We start from the raw sequence: 12,058 nt of genomic DNA, 5'->3' as shown, positions 1-12,058 counted from the left end.
ATATAGGTTAATCTAGCTATATCCTGTATCTGCGACAGTGAGTAATTTTTGTCTATTTGTCAGCAGCCAATAACTATTCATTATCCCTTCAATACAAATCCATCTAAACCAACGGATAACTATCAATTATCCATACCCTTCTTATTTCACCAAACTGACGGATGCTCCAAATTATCCATAACCCACCCAACCACCGTTCCTAATCCCTCTGACACTCCAAAACTCCCGGAGTATCTATATCTTAACTACTCCACTCATTATACTTTTCAAAAATTTTAAGTCTAAAGACTTTTCCCTGATTTTTGCAGAATAGTGATTGGATGGGTATATGTTACTATAATATAGCAGAATTTTCCAAAAAAACCATGTCGTATTCTGAAAAATTTTGTCACATAAAACTTTTCAAAATACGACATGGTATTCTTTTCCCCGTTATGCTATTCTGACTAAAAAATATGAAGGAGGATTTTCCCACAATGAAACATTTTAAGAAAACAATCGCTTTACTTATGGCTACTACCTGCCTGATGGCAACTGTAATTTCACCGTTTTTCGAATTTTTCCCATCTGATTCCGGTTCTGTTTCCACTTATTCTTATTTAGATACAATGAAAGAAAAATAATTTTATAAAATCATCCCAAAATATTCCTTATAATGACTTTTTATAAGTTCAAAATTATGATTTTGTTTTAAGGCAGATGCCAGATAACAGGCCTGCCTTAAAATTTTTTCACAGTCCTCTCTGGCAAATTTTACACTTTCATCCAAATCCAACAACTGTTCCATATTCCACTCCATTTCTGCCAAAAGTTGCGGTAAAGCACTGGAGACTTTTTCCTCTTTACAAATTGCAATTCCCCGCTCTGCCAATTCAATTGCTTTTTTATATTTTCCTAATTCTCCATACATATTTGAAAGATTTGTCAGTATAAGAACTTCTGTTAATTTTCGTTTCTCAGGTATCCGATAACCGCTATTAATGCCTTCATAAACACTCTCTAATAAAAAAATTGCTTTCTCAATCTTCGACTCATAAAAATATGTATCAGCAATACTGTATAAAATAGATATTTCATTTTCCATTAAAGGATATGTACTGAAATTTTGTTCTTCTGCATTCTCAACAGTTATTGCAAGTGCTTCCTTTAATTTCTTTCTTCCTTCTCCTGGTGTAATGCGTTTCAAATTCCAGTCGATTACTGCCCTTCCTCGCAAGAGATACTGCCTGCTAACCGGACTATCATCAACCATACCTTCCAACAGGTGTAACACCTCATCCGCCTTCTCATATTCAAATTTATGCAACGCATTTTCATACTCTCTGGCATATTCCAGCACCCGGACGTCATCTCCGGAGACCATGGCAAAAGCCCGGTTTTTCTCTTTCCCCATGCGTTCCATTAAGCGTTTGTAGACTTCTTTTCCCGGATTCTGTTTTCCATTTTCAATTCGTGAAAGAGTCTGAGCATTGCAGATACCCTCGCACAGTTCTTCCTGTGTCATATGCAAAGCCTGTCTGTTTCGCCGAATTACATCTCCTGCTCGATACACTCCCATTGTAATACCTCCCGCAAATATTTTACTACTTCCCCTGCTCGTTTATCTTCATCAAAATCATACAGATAATATGCCTGCAAACATTGACTCACGCATTCTTCCTGTATCTGTTCTTCCATTTCCGCATTCAGTTTGGGTAATACCTGTGCATACAGGAAATGCAAATCTGCACAATAGCAGTAACTTCTGCCGTTACCTGTCACTTCCAGGCCATCTTCTATTTCCCGCAGAGCTTCCTGATACTTTTTCTCTTCTATCAGAATTTTGGCAAGTTCCAGTTGCACCATGGGATAAATTTCTTCCATCAGCTCCATGGAATAATGCTTTTTCATATAATTGTGTACACGAAGCAGATTTTCCTTCTGATATTTTCGGACTTTTGTAAGCAAAATTTCGATTTCAATTTTACTGAGCAGGAGTTCTTCTCCCTCACTGCTGCTCTTTGGAATCGTATATTCTGCCGCTTCCGCCAAAAGCTGTTCCGCCCGATTGTAAAGGTTTTCTTTCTCCACCGGTTCCGGAGAAGGCTCTGCATTTTCTGCTTTTAACAGCAGGATTTTAGCCTTTTGCAACTTTATGTACTGTTGATGTAATTTGTCTTCCTCCACCATTGCTTCGTAAGCGGCCAGTTCTTTTTCAGCCAGTGGAATATCCCTTTTCCAGAGCGCTTCGTCCACTTCATCACGACGCCGGAAATACCTGGAATCATCTCTGTCCAGCAACAATTCAAATTTGTTCACATTCAGTCCCAATCGTTCCAGCAACGTCTGCGCCATCATCACAGGTGTATCTGTCTCCCCGTTTTCAATTCTGGACATGGTTGCCACAGAACATAAATTTCTGCACAAATCCGCCTGCGATACTTTCTGCTTCTTTCGATAGTACCGGATAAACTCCCCTAATTTGTACTTATTCATTTCATACTCCTTACTCTTTTGTAAATTTCATGTGACAGGAAGTTCCCCTCCCAGTGCATATTATACCATATCCATTTCACTTTGTTGAAAAAATGCATGAATTGCCTATAGAATTTTTCAGATAACAGAATTTTTCATACATATCACATTTTATCTGTTATTTCTTTACAGTACAGGCAACCTCCCATCTTTCTGAAATACCCATATGGCGTACCCTGGCAGCATGGATTCTTTCACAGAAAGAGAAAAACAGTGAACAGGAACACATTTTCTAATATGCCTGTCACATTGGGCTGCGTTGAAGTAAATTTCACACCATGCTTCAGCATACCCATAACCTTTTTTACTTTTTTCTCAATCTTTCAGACATACACCCTGCCTGCTATCACCCGGAAATTCAATAAAACTTCCCTTAAAATTTGATACAGATAGCTGTTAATTATTCCCGTTACGTAATAGAGAGCATTTTTAATCACATAAGCAGAAAACGCTTCTAAAACCTTATAAACCAGACATTACCCACCCTGATTTCTTTACGTTGTGTTTTTATCTTTGTAAACGCCTGTTTTTTCACAAAAATAAGAAGCTCACATTTAACTGCAAACTTCCATATTATCATCTACCTTATCCCATTTATCTTACATACAGAAATTCGCTATTTTAATTTTTCCTGACATTCTCTATCGTGAATGAAAATAATACCACCGTATCCCGGTTTTTCCAAAAATAGTGCTTCTTCCGTATCTGTTCTCGTTTCTATCCGCCTTGTTGTAAAGAACTTTTTCAGCATACGTTCCGCGCTGCTATCAGACACCGACACATCTGTACACCGCTCCTGTACCTCATACCGGTTCAGTTCCAGAACCAGCACATCCTGTACAAGATCCGCTGTCTCCGGCTCCACCTGGCCTTCCAGTGTCTCCATGACTTTCTGTATAATCTGTTCTCTAATGTCCATAACTGTAACCACCTCCGGCACAATCATAACATACCGGAACAAAATCCTTGCAATAACCCGCCCTGTGTGCTATAGTAGAGACATCAAAAGGAGCAACCGCCCACAAAGTGGTTAGCCTCCGGGTAAAGCAATAAGCCTACCTGATTCGGCCAAGAAACAAGGTAGGCTTATTTTTATTTGCGCTTGTTATTCCTATCTATGTAGGCAAGCAGTGATACGAGAAAAGTACCGCCTAAAATAAGCAGGCTTAATACTTCATATGTACTCATATCCACCACCTCCCTCTTTCCGTATTTCCCATGAAGGGATTCGTGCCGAATGACACAATGGCGAATGCCATTTCAGAAAGGCGGGAGGCTGTCCACCCTGTAACACGATTACTCCTGTACCGAATATACCATATCCTGGCATTGATTGCAAACACAACTTCCCGGTTCCCAGCTTTCATTTTCCACAGTTCACTAAACACGGATTTTACTAAGGATGCTGACATCGAAATTTTTAGCGAAGACGATAACGAAAAAAGGACTGGATTTCTGGTTGCAGCGCCAGATGTACTTACGATGCCTGCTGTTGCTGTGCCAGACTTTCCGACCGTAAGCCGCTGCAGTCCCCATAGATAACCTTTGCTGCAAATAGGCTGCTGCGGTGCAGCTTATGGCGTTCCGGCCGCCGTTCAGTTTCTTTTTGCACCAGGTCAAAAGTTGCCAGGTCAATGATTGCCGGGTTGAAGTCCTTAATATCGTATTGCGGTATCTCGCCACAGTTTTTCTTGACGCATTTGGTTAAGAAATTATTTTCCTTCTCAAAATATACCTCCAGACTCCGTTCCTTTAGCTTGCGGATGATTGTCAGAGTGTCTACCGTATTGCGAGCGGCTGATGGATTTTTAAATAAAAAAGGCTGTCATGGTGGCATACCCACTGTAAAACTCAGGGAGCCCATAAGAGACTCCCCCATTAATGTGCTATAATTTTCTCACCCGATCGACGCTACAGTGGTCAATCTTTTTTGTAACATTTATAGCTATGCGGACGTACACGGTTGTTGGTAATCCGTACTGGTCCGTTATGCCAGCTACCACGCTCCGGTCATAAAGGTCTACAACGGCGCAGTTGTACCGGACATCCTCATTCTTCAGGAACAGGTATGTGAAATCCGTGCACCATTTCTGGTTCGGCATGTCCGCATGGAAATTATTTGCGATATTGTCCATAAAGATAGTAAAGATAGCGAGCATCGGATTATATCAGCCATAATCCCAGCCTGCAACCGGGCGACAAAAAATCTTTCATGAAATATGTTTTACATGATTTGCAAAAGGATTTCAGTTGGGGTAACTGCAGGAATACCAAAACCTTCAAAATCTCTTTTGTTTCAGGTGGCAATATAATCACAATGTATGGATTTGGCACAGGCAGCAACAAGGCAATCCCCGAAATCCTTTGCCTTTTTCTGAAATGCAATAAGAACATCATCGTTCGTAACACGGCATACTTTGGCAATCTCTAAAAGTTTTCCGACTGCCTTATATGCCATATCAGTGCTATGAGTATATTTTCTTACAAGATAGTAGATATATCTCATTAGCCGCCTCCGTTACAACTTTATGATAGCCATTCCCTGAACAAGTTCTTCGTTGACGCTGCTTTGGTTTATTACAGTTATGATTCTTTGTTCGCAAGATAAATATAATATCCTTTTCTCACGTCCATTCAATTTCAAAACTGGCAAATAAGAAATATCCTTTTTCACATCTCCCGATTTTTCTTAGCCTTTCGATTCTTTCTCCCATTTTTCATACAGTCGTTGGCAATATCCCGGCTTGGCCTGCAGTTTATATTCGTTTATTTGAGGAAACTCATTCTTATTTTTTGCTCCATTTGCATAGACCAATATCTGAACCATTTCTGTGACTATATCAAAATCAAACTTACGGTAATGCCAGTCTTGATCCTCACAAAGCAACGTTTTTTGCAGTTTCCAGACAATCGAATATTGCACTGCGCTATTTCCGCCCTTTCCTGAAAAATACAAATCAAAATGATAGCTTTCTTCTTTTATCTGTTTTATTTCCTCCAAAATCCTGCAGTAAAGTTTTTCATGTATATGGTTTCGTATAGATTTATTGGCAAAAAGAAAGTCCAGTCTTTTATACGCGTCAGTCATGTTATTTGTACGGACTTCTTGAAACCGCAAAAATGATTTCATGGAATTTTCCAACTGCTCACGGTATGTTTTGATTTTCTCCGCGCATACCTTATCCAGATATTCTTTTATCTGTAATGGTTCCCTGCACGCTTCTTTTGTCCGTTCATCTGTATGTTCCCATATATAATCCCTGAATGCATCCTGCACATCGTATTCCAGCCTCTGACAGTTTCGTTCATAAATTTCATCTGCCTCCTGCCGGTTTTCAAATTGCGCGACTGCTTCTGACAGCATTTTATTAAATTTTTTATTTTGCTCATTATTATCCAACTCCCCTAAAAGGCTGCTGACAAGCTCTTTCGGCTCATCTGGAAGGAAATATTTTATTTTTATAAATTCGCGTTCCAGGTCTTCCGCCGCAAAATATACATTTTCCAACGCTTCTCTCCGCTCATTTTTATATTCGCCCATTGAAATTAAAAACGTAACAAATGCGCTTGTAAACAAGCCGCCCATGATAGCTATTCCAAGCTGCCTGAGATCAGACAAAAACCTTGTCCCTCCGTATATGCCCATCAGTTTGTAGCATCGGAGCTGCAGGATAACAAGGCCAATGATTCCTATAATTGCAATACCACCTGTAATATACAGATTGCATTTTTTATTTTTCAATTCAATTCCCCTTTTCAAAATCCTACTAAATGTTTGAAACCTTTTTGACTGGCCGCCATGACAGAAAAACAGCGGACTGTTTTCTGATAGGAAAACAATGTCCGCTTCTCTGCATCCATAATTATGCCAGTACCGGCTCCCCGCCTTTTATGATGGCGTCTACTTCCTCCATGCTTTTCTCTGCCACATCTGCTATCTGTTCTAATGAGTAACCCTTATGATACATATTTAAGATAAATCTGACTTCCCCCTCTTCTCTTCCCTTTTCTCTGATTCCCTGCGATAAATTGCACATCATGACCACTTCCTCTCTTATTTTATCATCTAACAGAATGCCGTACTCTGTTTCCAAAATCCCTAATTTCTCATCAACAGAAAGCTCCATTGACAATGTTGCGCTTAACAGGCGGTGTAACTCATATTTATCATCATGTTCTGGCAACTCATCTGATATTCCTATCATAACAATATTTAACAAATCAAGCCCGCCTTCCCACTGATGGGAGCCCAATATGTCGTCTTTCGCCAGATGCACATGGGCCATGCTGCCCTCGTCCATGCCCATACATACCCAGATGGAATATACATGGCGTATGTCGTCATAATTCATCTTGACAAAATCCCGTTCCTTCTGCGACGAAATAAGACGGCTGACATAAAAAACCGCCCTGTTTAAAATACGGTAGCCTGATGGTTCCCCCTTTTGCGCCTCAATGTTCACAATCATCTGCGAGATTCCATCTTTCATCCGCACATAAAAAATAATATCAAAACGGAGCATTCCCTCGTTTATTTCCGTATTTTCCGTATTTAACCCGACAATCCGCTGCCCGTCTTTCTCTTTTGCCACGTTTGTCAATCCCGGCTCTAACGGAACTGCGCTAATGAACGGATCTCCCTCAATATAAGATACGGCCTCTTCCGGATCCATGCCCAAAAATTCATCCACCGTCTTTACCAAAATATGCGCCAGAATCATTTTATTTCCTAACAGCCGCTTCGCCTTCTCATCATACTGTGCATCCGTATCCGCCGCATTTACCGCATTTTTTATTTCTGTATTCACAGGCATGACCTCCTTACCATACATCCGGCAAACTGAAAAGCCATTCCTGAAAGGTATATGACCTCAAAATTATTATATCCCGAAACTGGCGCTGAATCAACGTTTAATTTAAAAGCTTTCTGTAATGAAAATGTCTGTCCGGGTATACCAGATAAGTCCCCCATATATTCCAGACATTCCTGTACCGACAGATTGGGATACAGGTCTGTTTCCTGGGGAAGATATCCTATTTTCTTACTTATTTTTCAAAATTCCCCTCGCTGTAAAGTATTCCATCTAAGGTTACCGTACCGCTGGTTGGTGATAACACAGTGGTAAGCACCCGCATGAGCGTTGTTTTTCCTGCCCCGTTTTCCCCCAGCAACCCAAAGATTCCCTTTGGAATTTCCAAATCTGCATGATTGATTGCGGTTACATGATTCCTGAATGTTACTGTTAAATCCTCTATCTTAATTCCCATAGTCTTAACCTCTCTTCCTGATGATTTCAGGCAATGCTGCCACTGCCATGATTCCAATACAAATACAGACAACTTTCCCGCATATCCAGCTCAAATCACTGCTGTACTCTAACTTCCTGAAGGCATAGGAGAACAGGTTCCATGCTTTAAAGGTTCTGTCACCGATGCTCGAATTTGTAATCAGCCACAGCGCCATGCAGCCTCCGATTCCCACCCACATATTCCGAAACAGGACCGCTTTGCCCCAGTCCATTTATGTCTGGATTTTGGAACAGAAAAAACAATCCATATCCAATGGCTGCGACAGCCATTAAAAACATTTCCTGTATCACAATCCATCTGTAAATAGAATTTATTTTCTTTTTCATGGGGCATAGCCGCCAGATTTCTGACCGCCTGCCGGCAATTTCCTGCGTATAGGTATCTGCACAGAATGTGAAAGCAAGGATTGCCATCGGAGCTTCTAATGCAATCCCTATTTCAATTGTAATCTGTCGTTTCCCATGACGCAGAGCATTTGACAGAAAATTTTCCGTCACTTCCAAAATAACTTCCTTATCCCCGTAAAATTCTTCCTTTGATTCTGACGCCTGTAATACACATTGTTTCCCACACTCTTTTTTCAAAATGGCAAGTTCACCCTGAATATCTTTCTCTAATTGTCTGGCAAAAATATTCCCCGGAGTCAGTTGCCGGTTTTCCAAACTTTTCAATTTCCGCATTGCTTCTACAAAGGCATCCATATGTTCAATCTGACGTCCGCTTTCTGACAGCATTTCCATTGCCTGCCCCATATCTATATCTTCACCTGGCAGATATTCCGTCAGCATTTCCTGATATCCTTTCAAAACGGACAATGGAGCTCGTAGTATCTGTGTCCGTTCGGCAATTCTATTCTCTGCTGTTATGATTTCATACTTTTTAATTTCCAAAAATTTTTTCAGCATTTTAAGAAGTTCGGTATCATCATCAATAATCAATATCTTATAAGCCATTTCTGCTCCTTTTCCCCGATATGGTTGCCCTTCTGGTTTGGTGTTCCCTGTCATGTGTATAAATTGCCGACAACAGGCTGTCCCTTTGCCCGTCAGCATTTATAATTGATTATACTGCACAAATCCTAACAAATACATAACGAACACTTTGTTTTGACCAGAAAGAGCCTCCAAATTCCATGATATGTACCGCTTTGCTGTCATTTTATGATACAAACTCATTAAAAAAGAATTTCGTTTTACGAAATTCCGCACCGCAAATGCGTCGCTCTGGCGACATATTTCCTTTGCATTTGCGTGTGCATCTTTGTTTTTATCTTATAGGAAAGACACTTTCACGCTTTAGCGTGACAAGGTCTTTCCTATAAGATAAAAAATCGACAAAGCTGCTAAACTCTGCCGATTCCCTGTTATGAACAGTTTGTTTCCTTATCTGGTTTCCTACGCCTTTCCTACATCCCTCCGGCAGCCATATCCGCCGCAGGAACTTCTCCGCCTGCTCCGGAAGGGGCGCCGCCGGCCGGTGCCCCTTCCGGGCCTGCAGATGCCACTGGCACGGATACGCTGGCTGCTGACAGTTCTGCCGCCATGGCCATGGCTACTTCCTGTTCGATTTGCTGTTCAATCTGGGCTTCTGTCAGTTCCATACCGTCATCGCTTAATTCCAGTTCCACTCCTTCTAATGGGAAAAATGCAGGCTCGAATTCCATCTCGCAGGAATTATCACGGGACGCATTGCCCATATTCTTTTTATACTCCAGGTCTGCTTCTTCCATCTTCTCATGTTCCATATTGCGGTGAATCCGGCGGCGCTGCAGCAGTTGCTGGTGCTGGCGTTTCTGCTTCTGCACGTTCTGTGCCTTTTCATTTCTGGCTTTCTGCTTCAGATTCTGCTCTTTCCGCTTCATCCGCAGTTTCAAATCATTTTTCCGCTGCTGCTCCTCTGCCTTTGCTTCGTTGGCGTTTTTCTTCTGCATTTGTTCTTCCTGCTTCAGATTCTGAGTTTTCATCTGGGCGCACCGCACCATTCTTCTGGCATGGATAATGGCGGCAGCAAGCTCTGATTCATTGAACTGGCCGGTTCCCTTGGCCCGCAGAAGATTTGCCAGCTTTCCTTTGGCCTGCGTCAGCACTTTTCCCGCGCTCTGGGCTCTGGAAGCCCGCAGTAATGCGGAGCGTATTTCTCTGGGGTTATAATTTACCCTTTTCTTTATCACTTTATTCTGATTGCTTTTCCGGACCGGGCCGGTACGTTTTCTGGTATTATTCGTAGATATGCTTCCCTGCATACTCCCGGCAGACATTCCGCCGGCATTATATGACGATGCTACTCTCATGCTGTTCCCTCCCTGAAACTTTTCCGGAAATCCATTCCCTTTTTAATAACATCGTCAGATTTTTACAAAAAATAACCGCCGGAAAGAATACATTTCAAATAATCTTTCCGGCGGTTTCTTATAAAACGTCTTTTCCGATTCTATACTAATTCCAGAAGAACCTCTAAAGCACCGTCACCTTTACGCTGGCCAATTTTCACGATTCTGGTGTATCCACCGTTACGATCTGCATATTTTGGAGCAATTTCGTCAAATAATTTAGCTGCAACGTCAACTTTTCTGGTGTTCTTCTTCTTTCCTGCATTTTCAGCGGGTACAGATGTCACAGAGTATAATACTTTGTTCATCTTACGTCTCGCATGTAAACGGGAAGGAAGGTCCTTTTTGATTTTCTTCTCTACTTCGTCGTATACGGTTACTTTCTTGCCGTCTACCACTTCTTTTACTCTCTTGCCGTCTTTGTCCTTGCGGGGAACTTTGGCGGTTACCGTAACCTCTTCAAAATTGTCTTTTTCCTTCACTGCCATGGCAATCAGTCCTTCAGCCACTTTGCGGACTTCCTTTGCCTTTGCTTCGGTTGTCACAATTTTACCGTTGTATAACAATGCGGTTACCTGGTTTCTGATCAGGGCTTTTCTCTGGTCAGAAGTTCTGCCTAATTTTCTGTATTTAGCCATTTCAATAATCCTCCATTTTAAATATCCGGCAATGCCTTTTGGTCTTATTTACCGAACATGTGATACGCAGGGTTTCGCCCTTTGGTCTTATAAACCCTGTTCTATAGCGGAACCTGAACGAACATGAGCAGTTCGTTTGGCAGCACCCTGGCTCGGCTTACTCCTCACCTTTATTCTGCGGTACCTGAACGAACGTTAGCTGTTCGTTCAGTAGCACCCCTCCGAAGAATTTCATTCTTCTCCGAAGTTAGCGGTACCCAAACGAACATGAACTGTTCGTTTGGTAGCACCCCTCCGAAGAATTTCATTCTTCTCCAGGGTTTAACTGTAAACCAAGTTCTTTTAATTTTGCCAGCACTTCTTCCAGTGACTTGCGTCCCAGGTTCCGAACTTTCATCATGTCCTCCGGCGTCCGGTTGGTCAGTTCTTCCACTGTATTGATTCCTGCCCGTTTCAGGCAGTTGTAAGAACGTACGGACAGTTCCAGTTCGTCGATATTCATTTCAAGAACTTTTTCTTTTGCATTGTCTTCTTTTTCAATCATGACTTCTGCAGTTCTCGCATTCTCGGACAGGTCAATGAACAGGTTCAAATGCTCGCTTAAAACTTTTGCCGCCAGACTGACTGCTTCGTCCGGCTCTAACGTACCGTTGGTATATACGTCAAGTGTAAGTTTATCATAGTCTGTAATTTGTCCCACACGTGTATTTTCGATGGTAAGGTTCACACGTTCTACCGGTGTATAAATGGAATCAATCGCAATTACACCGATAGGTACATCTTCACTCTTGTTCTTATCGGCGCTCACATAGCCTCTGCCTTTTGTAATGGTCAGTTCCATATACAGTCTGGAATCTGCACCTCCGTTGAGATGGGCAATTACCAGATCAGGATTCAGCACCTGGATATCCGGGTCCACCTGGATATCTGCTGCTGTAACTATGCCTTCGCCTTCAAATTCAATGTAAGCAACTTTAGACTCGTTTGTTGGGCTGGTGTTTTTTAATGCCAGATTCTTGATGTTCATAATAATCTCAGTTACGTCTTCCTTTACGCCGGGAATGGAACTGAATTCATGCAAAACACTTTCGATTTTTACCTGGCTGACTGCTGCGCCTGGCAGAGAAGAAAGCATAATTCTTCTCAGAGAATTGCCAAGTGTAGTACCATAGCCTCTTTCCAGTGGTTCTACGACAAATCGGCCGTACTTCTTGTCTTCTGAAATTTGAGCAATTTCAATTTTCGGTTTTTCAAAATCGAACACTAC

General features: G+C 41.6%; 12 protein-coding genes and 1 pseudogene. 1 reads left to right on the top strand and 12 read right to left on the bottom strand.

The genetic code is table 11. The features are described 5' to 3' along the window. Positions 1-476: 476 nt before the first annotated feature. On the top strand, positions 477-623 hold the full coding sequence (locus tag VSQ32_18605) for a hypothetical protein (GenBank protein MEH2944801.1): 147 nt from the start codon (positions 477-479) through the stop codon (positions 621-623). A gap of 2 nt (positions 624-625) precedes the next feature. On the opposite strand, the gene VSQ32_18600 is transcribed toward VSQ32_18605, so the two are convergent. The 12 genes and pseudogenes from VSQ32_18600 to VSQ32_18545 all read right to left on the bottom strand — a co-directional run bounded on the left by VSQ32_18600 (position 626) and on the right by VSQ32_18545 (position 12,055). Continuing rightward, on the bottom strand, positions 626-1,393 hold the full coding sequence (locus tag VSQ32_18600; protein MEH2944800.1) for a tetratricopeptide repeat protein: 768 nt from the start codon (positions 1,391-1,393) through the stop codon (positions 626-628). Positions 1,394-1,530: 137 nt separating this feature from the next. Continuing rightward, positions 1,531-2,475, bottom strand: coding sequence for a helix-turn-helix transcriptional regulator (locus VSQ32_18595; protein MEH2944799.1), 945 nt, complete (start codon positions 2,473-2,475; stop codon positions 1,531-1,533). A gap of 655 nt (positions 2,476-3,130) precedes the next feature. Then, positions 3,131-3,433: a hypothetical protein gene (locus tag VSQ32_18590; GenBank protein MEH2944798.1), complete on the bottom strand. Its 303-nt coding sequence runs from the start codon at positions 3,431-3,433 to the stop codon at positions 3,131-3,133. Positions 3,434-3,606: 173 nt separating this feature from the next. Further along, a complete protein-coding gene (locus VSQ32_18585; GenBank protein MEH2944797.1) occupies positions 3,607-3,702 on the bottom strand; it encodes a putative holin-like toxin in 96 nt (31 codons plus the stop codon). Positions 3,703-4,810: 1,108 nt separating this feature from the next. Continuing rightward, on the bottom strand, positions 4,811-5,020 hold the full coding sequence (locus VSQ32_18580) for a PIN domain-containing protein (protein MEH2944796.1): 210 nt from the start codon (positions 5,018-5,020) through the stop codon (positions 4,811-4,813). 183 nt (positions 5,021-5,203) lie between these two features. Next, positions 5,204-6,256 (bottom strand): hypothetical protein, encoded by a 1,053-nt coding sequence (locus VSQ32_18575; protein ID MEH2944795.1) that lies wholly within the window; start codon positions 6,254-6,256, stop codon positions 5,204-5,206. A gap of 121 nt (positions 6,257-6,377) precedes the next feature. After that, positions 6,378-7,322, bottom strand: coding sequence for a hypothetical protein (locus tag VSQ32_18570; GenBank protein ID MEH2944794.1), 945 nt, complete (start codon positions 7,320-7,322; stop codon positions 6,378-6,380). Between the two features lie 143 nt (positions 7,323-7,465). After that, positions 7,466-7,782 (bottom strand): annotated as a pseudogene (locus VSQ32_18565) (ATP-binding cassette domain-containing protein). Positions 7,783-7,940: 158 nt separating this feature from the next. Further along, on the bottom strand, positions 7,941-8,777 hold the full coding sequence (locus tag VSQ32_18560; GenBank protein ID MEH2944793.1) for a hypothetical protein: 837 nt from the start codon (positions 8,775-8,777) through the stop codon (positions 7,941-7,943). Between the two features lie 452 nt (positions 8,778-9,229). Continuing rightward, positions 9,230-10,114, bottom strand: coding sequence for a hypothetical protein (locus tag VSQ32_18555; GenBank protein MEH2944792.1), 885 nt, complete (start codon positions 10,112-10,114; stop codon positions 9,230-9,232). A gap of 140 nt (positions 10,115-10,254) precedes the next feature. Continuing rightward, positions 10,255-10,791 carry a L17 family ribosomal protein gene (locus VSQ32_18550; protein MEH2944791.1) on the bottom strand — a complete coding sequence of 179 codons (537 nt, stop codon included), beginning with the start codon at positions 10,789-10,791 and terminating at the stop codon, positions 10,255-10,257. A gap of 304 nt (positions 10,792-11,095) precedes the next feature. Then, positions 11,096-12,055 carry a DNA-directed RNA polymerase subunit alpha gene (locus VSQ32_18545; GenBank protein MEH2944790.1) on the bottom strand — a complete coding sequence of 320 codons (960 nt, stop codon included), beginning with the start codon at positions 12,053-12,055 and terminating at the stop codon, positions 11,096-11,098. Between the last annotated feature and the right edge of the window lie 3 nt (positions 12,056-12,058).

The sequence above is a fragment of the Lachnospiraceae bacterium JLR.KK002 genome, assembly GCA_036941025.1.
Taxonomy (GTDB): domain Bacteria; phylum Bacillota; class Clostridia; order Lachnospirales; family Lachnospiraceae; genus Petralouisia.
This window is presented reverse-complemented; position numbering and strand designations above follow the sequence as displayed.